At 69.6% G+C, this 18582-nt stretch carries 20 protein-coding genes; 6 read left to right on the top strand and 14 right to left on the bottom strand.

Annotation, left to right across the window (positions count from 1 at the left end):
• Positions 1-450: 450 nt before the first annotated feature.
• Positions 451-1281, bottom strand: coding sequence for a uracil-DNA glycosylase (locus EV644_RS31915; RefSeq protein WP_132192965.1), 831 nt, complete (start codon positions 1279-1281; stop codon positions 451-453).
• A 23-nt stretch (positions 1282-1304) separates the two neighbouring features.
• Between EV644_RS31915 and EV644_RS31910 the strand changes: the two genes are divergently transcribed.
• Together EV644_RS31910 and EV644_RS31905 are read left to right on the top strand one after the other, a co-directional pair.
• Positions 1305-1829 (top strand): flavoprotein, encoded by a 525-nt coding sequence (locus tag EV644_RS31910; protein WP_132192963.1) that lies wholly within the window; start codon positions 1305-1307, stop codon positions 1827-1829.
• 10 nt (positions 1830-1839) lie between these two features.
• Positions 1840-2586 (top strand): class I SAM-dependent methyltransferase, encoded by a 747-nt coding sequence (locus EV644_RS31905; protein WP_132192961.1) that lies wholly within the window; start codon positions 1840-1842, stop codon positions 2584-2586.
• On the opposite strand, the gene EV644_RS31900 is transcribed toward EV644_RS31905, so the two are convergent.
• The gene (locus tag EV644_RS31900) at positions 2566-3999 is read right to left on the bottom strand and encodes an MFS transporter (protein WP_132192959.1); all 1434 of its coding nucleotides are present in this window, start codon (positions 3997-3999) and stop codon (positions 2566-2568) included. The two genes, EV644_RS31905 and EV644_RS31900, sit on opposite strands and share 21 nt — an antisense overlap.
• On the opposite strand from EV644_RS31900, the gene EV644_RS47295 reads away from it, so the two are divergent.
• Together EV644_RS47295 and EV644_RS31895 are read left to right on the top strand one after the other, a co-directional pair.
• The gene (locus tag EV644_RS47295; RefSeq protein WP_255511381.1) at positions 3998-4126 is read left to right on the top strand and encodes a hypothetical protein; all 129 of its coding nucleotides are present in this window, start codon (positions 3998-4000) and stop codon (positions 4124-4126) included. The two genes, EV644_RS31900 and EV644_RS47295, sit on opposite strands and share 2 nt — an antisense overlap.
• Before the next feature lie 17 nt (positions 4127-4143).
• A complete protein-coding gene (locus tag EV644_RS31895) occupies positions 4144-4716 on the top strand; it encodes a TetR/AcrR family transcriptional regulator (protein ID WP_132192957.1) in 573 nt (190 codons plus the stop codon).
• Here the strand turns inward: EV644_RS31895 and EV644_RS31890 are convergent.
• The 6 genes from EV644_RS31890 to EV644_RS31865 form a co-directional block, all read right to left on the bottom strand.
• The gene (locus tag EV644_RS31890; RefSeq protein WP_241999054.1) at positions 4713-5687 is read right to left on the bottom strand and encodes a Ppx/GppA phosphatase family protein; all 975 of its coding nucleotides are present in this window, start codon (positions 5685-5687) and stop codon (positions 4713-4715) included. The genes EV644_RS31895 and EV644_RS31890 overlap by 4 nt on opposite strands.
• Positions 5680-6162, bottom strand: coding sequence for a DUF501 domain-containing protein (locus tag EV644_RS31885; protein WP_199240103.1), 483 nt, complete (start codon positions 6160-6162; stop codon positions 5680-5682). Before EV644_RS31885 ends, EV644_RS31890 begins: the two co-directional genes overlap by 8 nt.
• Entirely contained in the window at positions 6159-6767 is a 609-nt protein-coding gene (locus tag EV644_RS31880; RefSeq protein ID WP_241999053.1) for an FtsB family cell division protein, read from the bottom strand. The genes EV644_RS31885 and EV644_RS31880 overlap by 4 nt, the downstream gene beginning before the upstream one ends.
• An 18-nt stretch (positions 6768-6785) precedes the next feature.
• On the bottom strand, positions 6786-8066 hold the full coding sequence (gene eno / locus EV644_RS31875; protein WP_132192955.1) for a phosphopyruvate hydratase: 1281 nt from the start codon (positions 8064-8066) through the stop codon (positions 6786-6788).
• Between the two features lie 71 nt (positions 8067-8137).
• Positions 8138-8677, bottom strand: coding sequence for an RNA 2'-phosphotransferase (locus EV644_RS31870; RefSeq protein WP_241999052.1), 540 nt, complete (start codon positions 8675-8677; stop codon positions 8138-8140).
• Positions 8674-9543 (bottom strand): LysR family transcriptional regulator, encoded by an 870-nt coding sequence (locus EV644_RS31865; RefSeq protein ID WP_132192953.1) that lies wholly within the window; start codon positions 9541-9543, stop codon positions 8674-8676. The genes EV644_RS31870 and EV644_RS31865 overlap by 4 nt, the downstream gene beginning before the upstream one ends.
• A gap of 70 nt (positions 9544-9613) precedes the next feature.
• On the opposite strand from EV644_RS31865, the gene EV644_RS31860 reads away from it, so the two are divergent.
• Positions 9614-10138: a hypothetical protein gene (locus tag EV644_RS31860; protein ID WP_132192951.1), complete on the top strand. Its 525-nt coding sequence runs from the start codon at positions 9614-9616 to the stop codon at positions 10136-10138.
• Positions 10139-10211: 73 nt separating this feature from the next.
• On the opposite strand, the gene EV644_RS46710 is transcribed toward EV644_RS31860, so the two are convergent.
• From EV644_RS46710 to EV644_RS31835, 5 genes are read right to left on the bottom strand one after another with little or no spacing between them, the layout of a single operon-like run.
• Positions 10212-11222, bottom strand: coding sequence for a nucleoside triphosphate pyrophosphohydrolase (locus EV644_RS46710; RefSeq protein WP_241999051.1), 1011 nt, complete (start codon positions 11220-11222; stop codon positions 10212-10214).
• Between the two features lie 11 nt (positions 11223-11233).
• Complete coding sequence (locus EV644_RS31850; RefSeq protein ID WP_241999050.1) at positions 11234-11884, bottom strand: SurA N-terminal domain-containing protein; 651 nt, start codon at positions 11882-11884, stop codon at positions 11234-11236.
• Between the two features lie 40 nt (positions 11885-11924).
• Positions 11925-15599 carry a transcription-repair coupling factor gene (mfd, locus tag EV644_RS31845; protein WP_439649187.1) on the bottom strand — a complete coding sequence of 1225 codons (3675 nt, stop codon included), beginning with the start codon at positions 15597-15599 and terminating at the stop codon, positions 11925-11927.
• Positions 15562-16137 (bottom strand): aminoacyl-tRNA hydrolase, encoded by a 576-nt coding sequence (pth, locus tag EV644_RS31840; protein WP_132192947.1) that lies wholly within the window; start codon positions 16135-16137, stop codon positions 15562-15564. The genes mfd and pth overlap by 38 nt, the downstream gene beginning before the upstream one ends.
• Before the next feature lie 39 nt (positions 16138-16176).
• The gene (locus tag EV644_RS31835; protein ID WP_132192945.1) at positions 16177-16824 is read right to left on the bottom strand and encodes a 50S ribosomal protein L25/general stress protein Ctc; all 648 of its coding nucleotides are present in this window, start codon (positions 16822-16824) and stop codon (positions 16177-16179) included.
• A gap of 329 nt (positions 16825-17153) precedes the next feature.
• On the opposite strand from EV644_RS31835, the gene EV644_RS31830 reads away from it, so the two are divergent.
• The gene (locus tag EV644_RS31830) at positions 17154-17822 is read left to right on the top strand and encodes a hypothetical protein (RefSeq protein ID WP_132192943.1); all 669 of its coding nucleotides are present in this window, start codon (positions 17154-17156) and stop codon (positions 17820-17822) included.
• Here the strand turns inward: EV644_RS31830 and EV644_RS31825 are convergent.
• The gene (locus EV644_RS31825; RefSeq protein WP_132192941.1) at positions 17815-18576 is read right to left on the bottom strand and encodes a DUF1932 domain-containing protein; all 762 of its coding nucleotides are present in this window, start codon (positions 18574-18576) and stop codon (positions 17815-17817) included. The two genes, EV644_RS31830 and EV644_RS31825, sit on opposite strands and share 8 nt — an antisense overlap.
• Positions 18577-18582 lie beyond the last annotated feature (6 nt).

The raw sequence follows: 18582 nt of genomic DNA, 5'->3' as shown, positions 1-18582 counted from the left end.
CCGGGCGACGCACCTCCCCGAACTTCCGGGCGACGCACCTCCCCGAACTTCCGGGCGACGCACCTCCCCGAACTTCCGGGCGACGCACCTCCCCGAACTTCCGGGCGACGCACCTCCCCGAGCGTTTGGGCGGGGGAGCTCCCCGGGCCTGTCGCCACACCTCCCAGCGGCTCCGGGATAGCTGCGTTCCTTCCCTGGTCGGGGTGGTGTGGGTCAAGAGTCGAGCTTGCTCGATCCCGAAGGGACGCGAAGCGCTCTTGACGCGCGCCGGCCCGACTAGCACCATCACGCAGCCCGGTGACGCGACCACCCGCACTGATGTCGGCGACAGCACCTCCGCCTATGCCGTTGGAACCACCCGACCTGCACCAATCGAACCGCCCGGGCCTGTCGGCGGAGCTACCGCGCGGCCGATTGCCGTGCGTGGCGCCGAGGCCCCAGAAAGCAAGATCAGAGCTCGGCGAGTTCCTTGGCTCGGGTCATCACGCTGTCGAGCATTGGTTCGGTTAGTTTGCCGGTGAAGGTGTTTTGCTGGCTGGGGTGGAAGCAGCCGAGGACCACGACCTCGCCGTACGGGCCGGGGATCGGGTACTCGACCGCGTGGCCGAACTTCGGGCGGGGCTTCGGCACTGCGCCGCCTACCGACTGCAGGGAATTCAGGAGGGCGTCGAAGCCGAACTTGCCGAGGCAGACGATCGCCCGGGTGGACGGGAGCACCAGTTCGAGTTCGCGGCGGAACCATGGGGAGCAGGTGTCGCGTTCCTCCGGGGTGGGTTTGTTCGCGGGTGGGGCGCAGCGGACCGCCGCCATCATCCGGGCGCCGAGCAGCCTCAGCCCGTCCCCCGCGTGCTCGCTCGTCGGCTGCGTGGCCAGGCCGACCCGGTGGAGCGAGGCGAACAACCAGTCGCCTGAACGGTCGCCGGTGAAGACCCGGCCGGTCCGATTCCCGCCGTTCGCGGCCGGCGCGAGACCGGCGATCAGTACCCGCGGCTCGGGATCTCCCCACCCGGCGATCGGCCGGCCCCAGTACGGCTGGTCCGCAAATGACTTTCGCTTGCTCAGGGCAACCTCTTCGCGCCACTCCACCAGCCGCGGGCACGCCCGGCACACGGATACCCGCGCGTCCAGTTCCGCCAGCTCGTCGGTCCGCGCCAGCTTGACGACGTCCGCCGTACTCCGAGCCACCGGAGTACGCCGTACCGCGGGATCCTCGGGCCACCCCGTCCCCGGCGGCACCGGGCTCTCGAACAACTCCCCCGTCAACGGGTGCGGCAATCGCATACGAGCCACCTTAGGGTGTCCGGATGACAGTGATCGGTGTCGTCGCGGCAGCAGTCGGCGGCGTCGAACAACTCCGCGAGGGCCTCGTCCAGCCGCTCATCCAGCGAGGTCACCAGGTCGCGGTCACGCTGACCCCAACAGCCGCGAGCTGGTTCGATCCGCACGAGCTAAGCGACCTGGAGAAGCTCACCGGCCTGCCGGTGCGATCTCACCCGAGGATGCCCGGCCAAGAGCGCCCGCATCCACCGATCGATGTCTTCGTGGGAGCACCGCTGAGCGCCAGCTCCGTTGCCAAGCTGGCGCTGGGGATCGGCGACAACCAGGCGCTCACGGTCTTGTCCGAGGCTCTCGGGACTACGCCCGTGGTCGTCTTCCCGCGCGTCAACGCGGCCCACGTGCGGCATCCCGCTTGGGCGGGACACCTGAACACCTTGCGCGCCGCGGGTGCAGCGCTGATCGAGTGGCACCCCCTGGAACCGCGGGTGGAAAGCGGTGGCCGGGAGTTGCCGTGGCGGGAGATCCTGGACGCCGTTGAACGGATCAGGTGAGGGGCGCGGGATGGACGCCGAGGTTGCCGGCAACAGGGCTGCTTGGGAGATCGCTTCCCTGAAACACGTTCGGGAGTACGGCGAACTGCTGGCTGCGGCGGCCGAAGCCGAGCTGCTGGAGAGGGAGCTCCGGTTGTTGCGTGAGGTGCTCCAGACCAGACCTGCTGTCGTGCACTTGCAGAGTGGGCATGGGCTAGATGACGTTGCGTTGACAAAGGCGGGGGCACGGCACGTTGTCGGAGTCGACTACAGCGTGACGGCGGCTACTGCGGCGCAGCGGAGGGCCATCCAGCTCGAAACCAGCTGCCGGTACGTCGTCGCCGAGGTGCCGGGGGTGCCATTGCGGGATGGATGCGCCGAGCTGGTTTACACCGGCAAAGGCGCGCTGATCTGGATGCGGGACATCGGGGCCTGGGCGGCTGACGTGGCTCGCCTGCTGAAGCCGGGCGGGCAGTTGTTCGTGTACGAGGCGCACCCGATGGTGCCGTTGTGGAGCTGGGACGAGGACGAGCCGAGGATCCGGGCGGACCGGAGCTACTTCGGGCGGTCGCACATCAACGACAGCTTCCCGGCCAACGGCGCTCGGGAGTGGCAGTGGTCCCTCGGCGAGATCATCACCGCGGTCGTGGCGGCCGGGCTCGAGATCTCCTCGGTGGAGGAGTATCCCGAGCCCTTCTGGCAACCAGCGGGTGTCGATGCGGCCGCCTGGCAGGGCCGCCTGCCGAACACTTTCTCGCTACTCGCCCGGCGCCGCTGAGGCTCCCGCCAGTACCGGCTCCGGGTGTGCGGCGGCCCGGCGGCGCGCGGTGGGTACGAGCAGCGCGAGGACGACGGCGACGGCCGAGATGACCGCCAGCAGCGCGAACGCGTGCGTGTAGCCGGACTCGAACGGCAGCCCGTTGGCCTGCAGGTGGCTCGTCACGATCGAACTGACCACCGCGGTACCGATCGCGCCGCCGATGGTGCGGATGTTCGCGTTCATCCCGCTCGCAGCCCCGGTCTGGCTCATCGGCACGTTCTGCACGATCAGACTGGTCATCGAGGCGTACGCCAGCCCGATGCCGAGCCCGAACGACGCACCCGCGAGCGCGACCTGCCACGCCTGGTCGTGGAACCCGGCGAAGGCCACGCACGCGATCAGGCTGAACACCGACCCGAGCACCAACTGCGCCTTCACGTCGAAGCGAGGAGCGATCGGCCCGCTCAGCGACCCGGCGACAGCCATCGCCACCAGCATCGGCAGCATCAACAGTCCGGCCCGCGTGACGGTGGCACCGAACCCGTACCCGGCGAGCGTCGGGATCTGCATGAACTGCGGCACGAACGCATAGGCGGCGAACATCCCGGCCCCGAACAGCAGCGCCACCAGGTTGGTGGTCCAGACCGCCGGCAGCCGCATCATGCGCATGTCGATCAGCGGATTGCGCGACCGGAGTTCAACGGTGATCCAGCCCGCCACCAGCACCACCGCCAGGACGAGCAGGCCGATCGTCTGTACCGACGCCCGGCCCCACGCCGCGGCCTTGCTGAGCGGCAGCAGCAGCGCGACCAACCACCCGGACAGCAGTACTGCGGCCAGCCAGTCGATCCGGCCCGGCGCCCGGGACGGCGACTCCGGCACGAACCGGAAAGCGGTGAATGCGGCCAGAACGACGACCAGGAAGGGGATCCAGAACAGCCAGCGCCAGTTCAGCGCCTGGATGACAGGCCCGGCCAGCACGATCCCCAGACCGCCGCCCGCCGCGATGACGGCCGACACGATGCCGACCAGCGACGGCACCCGCTCGCGCGGGAACTCGTCGCGGATGATTCCGAACGACAGCGGGAAGATGGCGCCGCCGAGTCCCTGCACCACCCGCCCGACGATCAGTACGCCGGCCGTCGGGGCGAGCGCGGCGATCAGGCAACCGGCAGCGACGGCGCCGAGGGCGATCAGCAGGGTGCGCTTCTTGCCGATCATGTCGCCGATCCGGCCGAGCAGCGGGGTCGCCACCGAGGCCGCGAGCAGCCAGGCGGTGAGGACCCAGGTGACGGTCCCCTGGCTGGTGTGCAGGTCGCGCTGAATGATGGGCAACGCCGGGCTGACCAGCGACTGCAACATCGAGAAGGCGGCGGTGGCAGAAGCCAGCACCAGCAGAGTGATCCGCGGGGAGGACGCGTTTCCAGGCATGACGAAGTCCTTCGAGGTTGATGAGCTCACGGCGGCCGCGGCGTTCGGCGGCGCGGGTGTGAGAGAGGCCCCAGTGGTAAAGTCGAGGCGTGCCTCCACTATAGCGGAGGGATACCTCCGGTTCTAGTCGTTAGGGTGATCGAGGTGACCGACAAGACACGCACGATCCTCCGGACAGCGGTCCAGCGACCGACCCGCGCCGACGCGCGCCGCAACTTCGACGCCTTGCTCGCCGCCGCCCGCGACGCCTTCGCCGAGCAGGGCACCGGCGCGTCGCTGGAGGAGATCGCCCGCCGGGCCGGCGTGGGCATCGGGACGCTCTACCGCAACTTCCCGACCCGCCAGCACCTCTTCGACAGCGTCTACTTCGGCGAGGTCGAGGAACTCTGCGACGCCGCGGACGACGTCGCCGACCTGCCGCCCTGGGAGGCGCTGACCACCTGGCTGCGCCGCTTCGTCGGGTACGCCGCCACCAAGCGCGCGATCTACGAGTCGCTCAACCGCGACTCCGAGATGTTCAAATCCGCCCGCGTCGCGATGTACGAGGCGGGAGAACCGCTGCTGGTCCGCGCGCAGGAGGCAGGTGAGGCCCGCACCGACATCACCTTCGACGACGTCCTGCGGATGGTCAGCGGCCTCACCGCCGCCGGGTTCGTCGACGACCAGCAGCGCGAGCGCGTACTGGCCATCGCCCTGGACGGGGTCCGCGCCCGCTAAGTCGACTCCCCCAGAGCCAGCGCGACCCCGTCGAGGATGTCGTGCTCGGACACCACGACCTCGTCGTAGGTGAGATCCCCGGCGATCCGGTCGTGGATCCGCTGCAGGATCAGCGCCCCGGCGCCGATCACATCCACCCGCCCGGGATGGATCGCCCGTACTGCGGAACGCGCCATCCGGGTCGACCCCATCAGCCACGAGGTGGTGTCGAGCAGAACGTCGGCGGGGATCCGCGAATGGTGGATCGCGCCCGGGTTGTACTCCTTCAATCCGAGCGCGACCGCGGCCACAGTGGTCACCGTGCCCGCGACCCCGATCAGGCAGCGTGCCTCGGACAGCGGGACGACCGTGGAGTCGAGCAACTCGTCCACGTCCTTGGTCGCAGCGGCCATCTCCTCGACCGAGTGCGGGTCGGACGGCAGGTGTCGCTCGGTCATCCGGACGGAGCCCATGTCGAGCGACTCCGCCGCGATGACGCCGGACTCGTCGCCCAGGACCAGTTCCGTGGAGCCCCCGCCGATGTCGGTGACGAGGTACGGACCTGGCAGTTCGAGAGCGGCGAGTCCGCTGGTCGCGCCGCGGAAGCTCAGCGCGGCCTCCTCGGCTCCGGAGATGATGTCCGGCTCCACTCCGAAGCGGGCGGCGACTCCGGCGAAGAACTCGTCGCGATTGCTGACGTCGCGGGCCGCCGAGGTCGCGACGAACCGCAACCGCTCGACCCCGGCCGCGCGGACAGCCTCGGCGTACTCGGCGCAGGCCGCGAACGTCCGCAGCAAGGCGTCGTGAGCGAACGCGCCGGTCGAGTCGACCCCCTGGCCGAGGCGGACGATCTGCATCCGCCGGTCGATCTCGGTCAGGCCGCCGTCCGCGTAGTCGGCGATCAGCAGGCGGATCGAGTTCGTCCCGCAGTCCACCGCGGCGACGCGGACGGGGGCAGCCGCAGTACCGGGGTCAGACACAGCGTCAGACACAGGGGCCCCGACGGCCCCAGTCGGGGAGCATCTCCAGCGCTTCGTCGCCGAGCGGGTTCACGCCCGGCCCGGCGGCGAGCGAGTGACCGACCAGGACGTGCAGGCACTTCACTCGGGTCGGCATCCCGCCGGCGCTGATCCCCCTGATCTCGGGGACGTCGCCCAGCAGTTCGCGCCGGGCGAGGTAGTCCTCGTGCGCGGCCCGGTACTGCGCGGCCAGGTCCTCGTCGGTGGCGAGGCGGTCCGTCATCTCCTTCATCACGCCCTCGGCCTCGAGCCGGCCGATCGCCGACGCGAGCCGCGGGCAGGTGACGTAGTACGTGGTCGGGAACGGGGTCCCGTCCGGCAGCCGCGGCTCGGTCTCCACCACGTCGGGCAGACCGCACGTGCAACGGTGCGCGATCGATCGGATCCCGCGGGCGGTCCGGCCCAGCTGTGCGCTGACTGCCGTCTCGTCCTCAGGCGTTACGGTCACCTGCTGCCCTTCGGTGGTGCGGTCAGAACGGGCTTGGGTGTCGGTTTCGGCGGTGTCGGCGTGGCCGGCTGGGCCGGTTTGCCGGCGCCCTCGACGCTCCCCCAGAGCTTGGTGTACCAGGTCGGCTTCTGCGTGTCGGCCTGCGGATCAGCCGGTCCGGCCGGCTCGGGCGGCGCTCCGACGGGCTTGCCGTCCGCGCCGATCACCCGGTACCCGATCTCGCCGGGCATCACCCAGCCGAGGCGCTGCCTGGCCTGGGCCCGGACGTACGCGTCGTCGTTCCAGCGGGCGATCTCGTCGTCCAGCTGGCCGACCCGCTTCTCCCGGTCCCGGATCTCCTGCTGCAGCGCGCTGATCTGCTGGTGCTGGTCGAACCACACCCGCAGGCTCTGCGCGTAGGACACGATCAGCGCACCGAGCACGAGCAGCACGACGGCTGCCCGGCCGGTGAGGTTGCGGGAGCCCCGGGTCCGGGCCACCCCGGCCGGGGTTCCCGTCGTACGGCGTTTGGGCTGGTTGCCGTCCCGGCGGGCAGGTGGACGTGACTGGCTGCGACTCGTCGGTCGCGAGCCTGGACGTGCACCTGGATCCCGGCGGGAGGACATCCAAAAACCTTAGCCCGGTCAGCCCTTGAATCGCGGGAAGGCCGAGCGACCGGCGTAGCGGGCCGCGTCGTCGAGCTCCTCCTCGATCCGGAGCAACTGGTTGTACTTCGCGGTGCGGTCGGACCGGGCCGGGGCGCCGGACTTGATCTGGCCGCAGTTGGTGGCGACGGCGAGGTCGGCGATCGTGGTGTCCTCGGTCTCACCGGAGCGGTGGCTCATCATGCAGGTGAAGCCGTTGCGGTGGGCCAGGTCCACGGCGTCCAGCGTCTCGGTCAGCGAGCCGATCTGGTTCACCTTGACCAGCAGCGAGTTCGCCGCCTTCTCGGTGATGCCGCGCTGCAGCCGCTCGACCTGGGTGACGAACAGGTCGTCGCCGACGAGCTGGGTCTTGTCACCGAGCTGGGCGGTGATGCTCTTCCAGCCGTCCCAGTCCTCCTCGTTCAGCGGGTCCTCGATCGACACGATCGGGTACGACGCGACCAGGTCGGCGTAGTACGCGATCATCTCGTCGGCCGACTTCTTGCCGCCCTCGAAGGCGTACACGCCGTCGGTGTGGAACTCGCTCGCGGCCACGTCCATCGCCAGCGCGATGTCCTCGCCCGGCTTCAGGCCGGCCCGCTCGATCGCGACCAGGATCAGGTCCAGCGCGTCGCGGTTGCTCGGCAGGTTCGGGGCGAAGCCGCCCTCGTCGCCGAGACCGGTGGACAGGCCCTTCTCCTTCAGCACCGCCTTCAGCGCGTGGTAGACGGTCGCACCCTGCATCAGGGCGTCGGAGTACGTCGACGCGCCGATCGGGGCGATCATGAACTCCTGCACGTCGACGTTGCTGTCCGCGTGCGCGCCGCCGTTGAGGATGTTCATCATCGGCACCGGGAGCACGTGCGCGTTCGGGCCGCCGACGTAGCGGTACAGGTCCAGACCGGCGCTCTCGGCGGCGGCCTTGGCCACCGCGAGGCTGACGCCGAGGATGGCGTTCGCGCCCAGCTTGGCCTTGTTCGGCGTACCGTCCAGGTCGATCAGGGCCTGGTCGATCAGCCGCTGCTCGTGGACGTCGTAGCCGACGATCTCCTTGTCGATGTCCTCCAGGATGGCCGTGACGGCCTTCTGGACACCCTTGCCGCCGTAGCGGGACTTGTCCCCGTCACGCAGCTCGACGGCCTCGAACTGGCCGGTGGAAGCACCGGAGGGCACCGCCGCCCGGGCTACGGTGTCGTCGTCGAGGAGAACCTCGACCTCGACAGTGGGGTTGCCTCGCGAGTCAAGAATCTCGCGGGCGCCGACGGCCTCGATGGTGGCCACATCTACTCCTCTGTTCACACCTTGATGTCCCCTGATTGTCACCGCCGACAATAACGGCCAGACCAGCCGGCCTAGTGGACCGCGTCGGCCTTTTGGATAAGGCGGATCGCTTCGGAAGGGACCGACCGGACCAGCAGGACCCCGTTCGGCGCTTCGAAAACCGGTTGGCCGAGCTTGGCGGGGTCGATGCCGAGCAGGACGTCGACCGCGGATCGCCTGCCCACATGGCTGTTCCGGGCCGGCGCCAGGTGCACATGCGTACGTCGTCCCGGCCGCAACCCCTCGCGGGTGATCGCCTCCAGCGCCGCCGTGTTCGTGCCGTGCCACAGCAGGTCGGCGGGAATCACCCGTCGCCAACTGTTCTCCAAAGCTTCACGGGTGACGGGCATCCCGGCAGCGGAATGACCCTGGCAAGCGCGAATCCGGTCGCCGTCCACCTGCAGCCGCGCCTTGTCGTTCTGCTCGACGGCGGTGGCGAGCGCAGAACGGTCCATCCGGAGCAGCTCGCAGACGTCCTCGATCAGGGCCCAGCCGTCGGGGGTCATCGCGAGTCCGCGCTCACCGGCGGTGTGCCGGAGTAGTCGGGACAACTGTCGGCTGGCTTGGCTCACACCACGAAGCGTGTCAGCAGAGCCCCCAACGTGTCGAGGCGACCGTCGGCGCGCCGGTTCCGGCGGGTGACGAGGTAGTAACGGATCGGCGGCAGATCCTTGATCGGGATGGTCCGCACCGTGGCCGGAGTACGGACGAAGCCGTTCACCACCGCGGGAGCGATCCCCATCCGGACGAAGTGGACCTGCAGAACCCAACCCTCCGCCTCTACCGCGACGGACCAGTCGACCCCGGCGTCCAGCAGGCTCCGCTCCAACTGCCGGCGGTGCGGCCGAGTCTGCGGCGGCACGACCAGCGCCTCCCCCTGGAGATCCTTCAGCCGGACCGTACGCCGGTCCGCCAGCCGGTGGTCAGGACGAACCGCCAGCACCTGCGAGTACTGCGTCAGCAGCTCGCAGTCGAGGTCGTCGGGCGGAATCGTGAGGGCGGTGACCCCGACATCGGCTGTTCCGTCCCGGACCGCCGCGACAGTGGCGTCCGAGTCGGTGGTCATCAGGCGCAGGCCGAGTTTGCGGTCGAGATAGCGGCGGAGCACGTCGCCGATGACGTACAGGTAGGCCCCGGAGCCGGCGGCCAGGACGAGTGGTCGCGGCGGCAACGCGTCCAGGCCCTCGAGGAATGCGGCCGCGCGAGAACGGGTGTCGTTGGCGAACGCGGCCAGGTGCTCGCCAGTCTCGGTGAGCAGCAGAGTGCGCCCCTGGCGTTCGTACAACTGACGGCCGAGGGTCTGCTCGAGCTTGCGGATCCTGGCGTGCAGGGCAGGCTGACTGACGTGCAACTCGTCCGCGGCATGGGTGAAGTTGCGATGCTTGGCGAAGATCGCGAACGCTTCCAGATCCTCGGCGACCAGCCGATCCAGAATCATCAGCTCAGACTATAGCTATCGGGCTGAACAATAGTTCTGCTGAGATACTGGTGGGCCGCAGGATCGAGGCATGAACCGATTGGGAATAGACATCGGCCGGGTGATCATCGACAGCCCACCCGGCGAGGACACCGCCTTCTTCCACGGCGACCACGCGACCCTACTGCGAACGCCTTTCGTCCCGGGCGCTTTCGAGGCGATCCCCCGGCTGGTCGAGTTGTTCGAGGGCAAGGCCTGGCTGGTCTCCAAGTGCGGCCCGCACATCCAGCAGCGCTCTCTCGACTGGTTGCACCATCACCGCTTCTTCGAACTGACCGGAATCCCCACGGACAACGTCCGCTTCTGCCTCCGCCGCCCGGACAAGGCGATCCACTGCGCCGAACTCGGCATCACCCACTTCGTCGACGACAAAGCCGACGTCCACGAAGCCCTGCGCGGCGTAGTACCCCATCGCTACCTCTTCGGCCCCCAGCGCCGTACGCCGGCTGACCTTGTCCACACGCCGGACTGGCCCTCGGCTGAGGCCGCGATCCGCTTGACCCTGGCGGATCCCGTCAGCAGCCCAGGCCCCGGCGGGCGTCGTTCAGGCCTTTGAGGTTGTGTCGGCCTACACAGCCCACCGAGACGCCCTACGAGCCCTCCTCGACGGGCCGCCGGCGTCGGAGTAGTCAGGTACCGGATTCGGTACTGCGGACCTCGTCGGCGAGGCGGTGCGTCGCCTGGCGCAGCGCCTGCTCCGGGTCGACGCCGACCGCGCGAGCCTGGCGGACAAGATCCAGCAACGCGGCCCCGATGCGCTCGTCGTCGGACGCAGGCGACTCAACCGGCGACACTGCAGCGGAGTCTGGAGCACCCGGCAGCACCTTCGCAGCCCGGCCGAGAACCTTGTCAGCGAGAGCCAGGGCCGGGAGGGCGAGCGGGATGCCTTCCAGCACAGAGGTGCGCTGCTTCTCGGCGGCCTTGATGGCCTCCCAGTTCGCCTCGACCGCGGCCGCGTCCGCCGCGGTGACGTCGCCGAAGACGTGGGGGTGGCGGCGGACCAGTTTTTCCACGATGTCGGCGGCTACGTCGTCGATGGAGAAGCCCTCGTCGGGGGTTTCCTCGGCGATGCGGGAGTGGAAGGCGATCTGGAGGAGGAGGTCGCCGAGTTCCTCGCGGAGGTGGTCGTAGGCGCCGGTGTCGATCGCCTCGAGGGTCTCGTAGGTCTCCTCGAGCAGGTACCGCGCCAGGCTCTCGTGGGTCTGCTCCTGGTCCCACGGGCAGTTCCGCCGGAGCCGGTCCATCACCCGGACCAGGTCGATCAGCCGCGCACCCGGTACGTCGTACGAGCCGTGCACGATCTCGACCTCGTACTCCGGGCGCGGCTCGCGGTTCAGTTCGTCCGCGATCACGCGCAGCAGGGCGGGTTCACCGTCCTCGCCGACCAGCCAGGCGACCTGTCCGCCCGAGGCGGCGCTGTCGGTGAGCCAGGTCCACTGCTCGTGGGCGTCACCGAGCACCTGCTGCACGACCACTCCGGAACCGACGAGCGCCTGCACGTCGGGGCGTTCCGGGCCGGCGGAGGCGCCGATCGCGGAGGCGTCGCCGAATACCTGCCAGGCGGACCGGGTGAGCAACCCGGGCGCCACCCGCGGACTGGTGAGAACGACCTTGATCCAGCGGGTCGAGGGATCCGTCACAGCGGCCGCGATCAGCCCTGCGGCTCCGGCTGCGGCTGCTGCTGTTGCTGCTGCTGCTGCGCCTTCTCTTGGGCCTCGCGCTTCGCCTTGGCCTGGGCGGACTCCTCGGACAGCGAGCCGGAGGCCTTACCGTCGATGGCACCGTCGGTCCACTTGCCGAAGCGCGGCGCGATGTCGACGGTGATGTTCTTCGAGGCGTCCCTGACCACGGTCTGGCCTGCCTGCTGGGCCTTCTGGATGTTCGGGTCGGTGATGCCGGTGCCGCCACCGAGCTTGATGGTGCCGACGGCGGCGGTGGCGACCTGGCGCAGGAAGTCGTTCGCGACCGGGTCCTTGACGAACTTGTCGTAGGTGGCCTGGTCGCCGACCACGGCCTTCATCGCGGGCGTCACCTCGGCGTCGGAGACGGTGATCGAGCGCTGCGCGGCGATCTGCTCGACCAGCGCGCTGTTCACGAGCTCGCCCAGGATCACGGTGGCGGTGAGGGGCTCCCCGAGCGCATTTGCGACTGCGGTCGAGGTCTTGTCGACGTCACCTACCGAGATCTCGGTGTCGCCGACCGTGGCCGCCGCACCCGGGTGCGTGCCCGCAGCGCAGCCACCGAGCAGCAGCACCGACGCCAGCCCTGCACCGACCGCCTGAAGCCGTCGCGATGTGCTCACCGAATCTCCTCCAGCGTTCCTGTTCATCATCATGCTCGTATCAGGTACCTACCGCGACCGGCTCGGCGATCACGTCGTCGATCAACCGGGTGCACCACTGCAGCAGCTCCTGGTCGCGGAGCGGCTGACCGGCGACCGGCCGGGTGGCAGGTCTCGGCACCAGGATCGTACGCAGTTGCGGCTTGACCAGACTCTTCGGGTACAGCCTGTTCAGCCGGAGCACCTTCGAGTCGGCGAGCTCGACCGGGCCGAACCGGATCAGATTGCCCTGCAGGGTGACGTCGTGCAGACCGGCCTTGCGGGCGTGGTCGCGGAACTTGGCGACCTCGATCAGGTTGAGCACCGGCCGCGGGATGTCGCCGTACCGGTCGTGCAACTCCTCCACCAGCTCTGCGATGCCGTCGGCGTCCCGGACCGCGGCGAGCCGCTGGTACATCTCCAGCCGGAGGCGTTGCGAGGGCACGTAGTCGTGCGGCAGGTGCGCGTCGATCGGCAGCTCGATCTTGACGTCGGGCTCCTCGGCCTGGGTGTCACCGCGGTACTCCGCGACGGCCTCGCCGACGAGCCGGACATACAGGTCGAACCCGACGTCGGCGATGTGCCCGGATTGCTCGCCGCCGAGCAGGTTGCCGGCGCCGCGGATCTCCAGGTCCTTCATCGCGACCTGCATACCGGCGCCGAGGTCGGCGTGCTGCGCGATGGTGGCGAGCCGGTCGTGCGCGGTCTCGGTCAGCGGCTTCTCCGGCGGGAAGAAGAAGTATGCGTAGGCGCGCTCGCGGCCGCGTCCGACCCGGCCGCGGAGCTGGTGCAGCTGGGACAGGCCGAGCAGGTCGGACCGCTCGACGATCAGCGTGTTCGCGTTCGAGATGTCGATCCCGGACTCGACGATCGTCGTACAGACGATGACGTCGGACTCCTTCTCCCAGAAGCCCTGGATGACCTGCTCGAGCTGATGCTCGGGCATCTGGCCGTGGGCCACCGAGACCCGGGCCTCCGGGACCAGCTGGCGGATCCGGGCGGCCGCCTTCTCGATCGTGTTCACCCGGTTGTGGACGAAGAAGACCTGACCCTCGCGGAGCAGCTCGCGCCGGATCGCGGCGGTCACCTGGCCCTCTTCGTAGGCGCCGACGAAGGTCAGCACCGGGTGCCGCTCCTCCGGCGGGGTGGCGATGGTGGACATCTCCCGGATGCCGGTGATCGACATCTCCAGGGTGCGCGGGATCGGCGTCGCGGACATGGTCAGCACGTCGACCGCGGTCCGCAGCTGCTTCAGCTGTTCCTTGTGCTCGACACCGAAGCGCTGCTCCTCGTCGACGACCACCAGGCCGAGATCCTTGAACTGGACCTCGCCGCTGAGCAGCCGGTGGGTACCGATCACCACGTCCACCGTGCCGTCGGCCAGACCGTCCAGGGTCGCCTTGGCCTCCTTGTCGGTCTGGAACCGCGAGAGCGGCGCCACATTGACCGGGAACGCCGCGTACCGCTCGGAGAACGTCGCGTAGTGCTGCTGGACCAGCAGGGTGGTCGGCACCAGTACCGCGACCTGCTTGCCGTCCTGGGCCGCCTTGAAGGCAGCCCGTACGGCGATCTCGGTCTTGCCGTAGCCGACGTCACCGCAGACGATCCGGTCCATCGGCGTGACGAGTTCCATGTCGTGCTTCACGTCGTCGATGGTGGCCAGCTGGTCGGGAGTCTCCACGAACGGGAACGCGTCCTCCAGCTCACGCTGCCAGGGGGTGTCCTTGGCGAACGCGTGCCCCTTGGTCGCCTGGCGCGCGGCGTACAGCTTGATCAGCTCGCCGGCGATCTGGCGGACCGCCTTGCGGGCCCGGCCCTTGCGCTTGGCCCAGTCGCCGCCACCCATCTTGTCGAGGGAGGGCTGCTCGCCACCGACGTACCGGGTGACCTGGTCGAGCTGGTCGGTCGGCACGTACAGCCGGTCGCCGGGCTGGCCCCGCTTGCTCGGCGCGAACTCGATCACGATGTACTCGCGGGTGGCCTTCTGCGCGCCGGTGCCGACGGTGCGCTGCATCATCTCGACGTAGCGGCCGACGCCGTGCTGCTCGTGCACGACGTAGTCGCCGCCGGCGAGCTCCAGCGGGTCGACGGCCTTCTTCCGGCGGCTCGGCATCCGTTGCTGCGAACGCCGTTCGGCCGCGCTCCGCTGGCCGGCCAGGTCGTTCTCCGTGAGCACCGCGAACTTGATGCCCTCGGCAATGAAGCCGCGCTCGAGCTGGCCCTGCGAGATCTGCACGACACCCGGGTCCGGGATGCCGTCGATGCTGTCGACGGTGCGCGCGGGCAGCTCGGCCTCGGAGAACACCTCGGCGAGGCGCTGGGCCGGGCCGTGGCCCTCGGTCACGCAGACGACCCGCCAGCCGTCCCGCAGCCAGGCCCGGACGTCCTCGACGGCGGCAGCGGTCTCACCGCGGTACGGGTCGACCTCGTGCGCCGCGATCGCGCGACTGCGCACCGCACCGGCGTCGGGGTCGATGTCGAAGGAGATCCGCTCCCCCATCGAGTCCCGCAGCTCAGGCGCGTCTGCCGGTGCCGCCGAGAACGGCGACATGCTCCACCAGGCGAGACCCTTGCCGAGCGCGTGCGACCGGACGTCGGCCAGCGACATGTACGCCGCTGCGCCCAGGTCGATCGGAGCGTCGCCACCACCCGCGGCGGCGGCCCAGGACGCCTCCAGGAACTCCTGGCTGGTGGCGACCAGATCGTGGGCCCGGGCACGGACCCGCTCGGGGTCGCTGACCACCACGTGAGTACCCGCGGGCATCAGGTCGACCAGCAGTTCCATCTCGTCGACGAGGACGGGCGCGAGCGACTCCATCCCCTCGACCGCGTGGCCCTCGGCGAGCTTCTCGAACAGCTCGGACAGCTCCGGGTGCTCCTTGGCCAGCACCGCGGCGCGGGCGCGCACCTCGTCGGTGAGCAGCAGTTCGCGGCAGGGTGGGGCCCACAGGCCGTGCTCGGCGATCTCCAGGGACCGCTGGTCCGCGACCGCGAAGTACCGGATCTCCTCCACGTCGTCGCCGAAGAAGTCCACCCGCAGCGGGTGCTCCTCGGTCGGCGGGAAGACGTCGATGATGCCACCGCGGACCGCGAACTCGCCGCGCCGCTCGACCAGATCGACCCGGTGGTACGCCGCCCCGGCGAGCCGCTCGACGACGTCCTCGAGCTCCATCGAGTCACCGACGTGCAGCTGGACCGGCCGCAGGTCCGCCAGCCCGGCCACCTGCGGCTGCAGCACCGACCGGACCGGAGCCACCAGGATCTTGATCGGCCCGGTGGTCTCGTCCGACGGATCCGGGTGCACCAGGCGCCGCAGTACGGCGAGGCGCCGGCCGACCGTGTCCGACCGGGGCGACAGGCGCTCGTGCGGCAGGGTCTCCCAGGCCGGGTAGTAGGCGACCGTGCCGGGCTCCACCAGGCACTGCAGCGCCTCGGTGAGCTCCTCGGCCTCGCGGAAGGTGGCAGTCACCGCCAGGATCGGGCGGTCCGCGCCCTGCTGGGCCGCCAGGGCAGCCATCAGCACCGGGCGGATCGGCCCGGGAGCGCTCAGGTCGAGCGTCGTGACGCCATCAGCCCGGGCGTCACGAACGGCCTCGGACACCACCGGATCGGTGATCAGGGTGTCGACCAGACCGGCCAGTTTCACGAGTTGTCCAACCTCACGAGTTGTACTTGCTTTGGGTGACCTCGAGACCATCGGTCAGGAGTGATTCGACCGCGTCGGCGGTCCGGTCCACCGCGAACGGCAGATCCTTGCGTTCGGTCGAGGAGAACTCGTTCAGCACGAAGTCGGCGGGGTTCTGCCGGCCGGGCGGACGCCCCACGCCGAACCGGATTCGATAGTAGTCACCCGTGCCAAGCGACTTGCGCAGCGACTTCAGCCCGTTGTGGCCGTTGTCGCCGCCGCCGAACTTGGCCCGGAGGGTGCCGAAGTCGAGGTCGATCTCGTCGTGGATCACGACCAGCCCGGCCGGCTCGACCTTGAAGAACTTCAGAAGCCCGGAGACCGGGCCGCCGGACTCGTTCATGTACGACCGCGGCTTGGCCAGCACCGCCCGGATCCCGCTGATCCGGGCCTCGACCACCTCGGCCTTGGCCTGCTTGTGCTGCTTCCAGCGGCCGCCGACCCGGGCGACCAGCTCGTCGGCCACCATCTGGCCGACGTTGTGCCGGGTCTTGGCATAGGAAGGGCCGGGATTCCCCAGCCCGACGACCAACCACACGTCGTCCGCCACGGATCCCGGCCCTCCTGTTGAAACTATGGGTGCTGCTACTTACTCGGCCGCGGCGGCGACCGGCTCCTCGGAGGCGGCCTCCGGCTCGTCCCGCTCGATGCCGGCCTCGGCCTCGGCGTCGGCCAGCGCGGCGTCGACCTGCTCGGCAGTCTGGGCCGCGGTCACGTTGACGACCAGGGTGTCCGGGTCGACGGCCAGCGTGGTGCCGGCGGGCAGCTTCAGGTCGGACGCGTGGATCTGGGCGCCGACGTCCAGGCCCTCGACGGACACGACGACGCCGTCCGGGATGTGGGTGGCCTCGGCCTCGACCAGGATGTTCGGGTTCTCGACCACGACCAGGGTCTCGCTGACGGCCTCGCCCTCGATGTGCACGGCGATCTCGACCTGGACCTTCTCGCCACGCTTCACGATCACCAGGTCGACGTGCTCGATGGTGTTCTTGATCGGGTCACGCTGGACCTGCTTCGGCAGCGCCAGCAGGCTCTCGCTGCCCTCGACCTCGATCAGCAGCAGGGCGTTCGCGGTCTTCAGCGCCAGCATGGTGTCGTGACCGGGCAGCGTGATGTGCACCGGGTCCGTGCCGTGGCCGTACAGAACGGCGGGCACCTTGTGGTCCCGGCGGATTCGGCGGGCAGCACCCTTGCCGAACTCCGTGCGCGACTCGGCTTGGATCTTGACCTCGGCCACGAGATGAACTCCCTCAAAAGCGTTGCGGTGATCTGTTGTCGGTTGCTGGCCTCAGCGGGCACGTCTTGACTCCGGTAAGGCGTCAGGCAACGAACCACCGCGTCGATCACGGAGCCGCTCCCGCCAGGTCGTCACGAGCTGCGTCATGACCGACTTTGTCCGGGGGGCGTCCCTCGCCGAGGCAACCAAAACAGTCTACCCACGCTTGGCCTCAGACAGGAAATCCGTTCTCCCACCGGTCACCTGCGTTCACTCGCCATCACCTGGCGTGCCCACCGCCGCCCGCGGGGGATCCCGGAGTGGCCCGGCGGCTCCGCTAAATTCGCCAGATGTCCGCTCTCTTGATGCTGGCCTTCTTCGCGGTGCCGTTCGCCGCGATCATCGGCCTGGTCCTCTGGGTCGCCGGACGGCGGCGGGACTTCCTCAGGGCCCGGGCGCACGCGGCCGCGCAGTACGGCTGGTTCCATATGCCGCCGAGCCCGTGGCTGTCCGAGGTGGCGGGCCGGGTGTACCAGCGGGGCAGGCCGGGCGAGATGGTCGCCGGTGATTTCCGCGGCCGCGGGATGTGCGCGCTGGACTACACGTACACGACGACCTCCAGCAACGGGGAGACCACCACCACGACCACCCACCAGGTCCACCTGGTCGCCCTCAATCTGCCGGTGGCGCTGCCACCGCTGACGCTGACCAAGGACTCGGGGTTCAAGCGGATGTTCGGCGGCCGCGACCTCGAACTGGAGAGCAAGGCGTTCAACGACACCTTCCGGATCAGCTGCGCCGACGACCGGTACGCGCACGCCGTGCTGCATCCCCGGATGATGGAGTGGATGCTCTACAACCCCGGCCTGGAGTGGCAGTTCGCCGGCAACGCGCTGGTCAGCTGGGGCACCGGCTCCTGGACCGTGCCGGACACCCTGGCCCGGCTGGAGGCGATGAACAGGCTGATCGACCTGATCCCGCCGTTCGTGCTGCGGGACTACGGCCGCATGGTCAGCTGAGCCTGGTCCACACCTGACGCAGCCCGCGGGCGGCGTCACCCTCGAGACCGGCGGCGTCGAGGGTCTCGGCGAGCTCGTCGAACTCGGGTCCCCAGCGCCAGGCCACACTCGTCAGGTTCTCCGGCAGCGCGGGGTCCTTCAGCGATTCGGCGTCCTGGCGGACCTGCTGAGCCGTCAACGCGTCGGTCACGCCGTGCTTCGCGGCCAGCTCGAAGGCCAGTACGGCGAGAGCCGCCTTGCCCTTGTTGTAGAGCGCGTACGCCGACTTGGCCGCGCTCGCGGCGCCGACCTGATCCCCGACGACCATCGGAGTCACGGCGGTTCCCGCCCAGAGGTCAGCGGCCTGCTGCGCGGCGGAGCCCGACAACATCAGGTGCGTCGGGCTCGGTCCACCTTTGGGCGGCGGCCCGACCACGCCGGCGTCGATGAACGTCGCCTCGGGCAGTGCGGCCCGGGCTTCCTCGAGCGACTTCGGCGACAGCGGGTTGGCCTCGATGTAGAGCCCGGCGAACCCCGTGGCGCCCACCTGCTTGGCCACGTCCACCGCGCCCTGAGGAGCACACGAGCACAGCACGACCTCGGCGAATCCCACCGCCTCGGCGAACGGCGTACCGATCAGGCCGACGGCCTCCGCCCGCTCCACGGACGCCGTACTGCGGCCCTCCGGCACCCAGTGGACTTCGTGGCCGGCGGCAACCAACTGCGCCGCGAGCTGGGACCCCATCGCGCCAGGGTGGAAGACAGCGATCCGCATCAAGAC

Source organism: Kribbella orskensis, from assembly GCF_004342085.1.
In the GTDB taxonomy this organism is placed as follows: domain Bacteria; phylum Actinomycetota; class Actinomycetes; order Propionibacteriales; family Kribbellaceae; genus Kribbella; species Kribbella orskensis.
The sequence above is the reverse complement of the archived record's forward strand: the minus strand, read 5'-3'. Positions and strand labels throughout refer to the sequence as shown.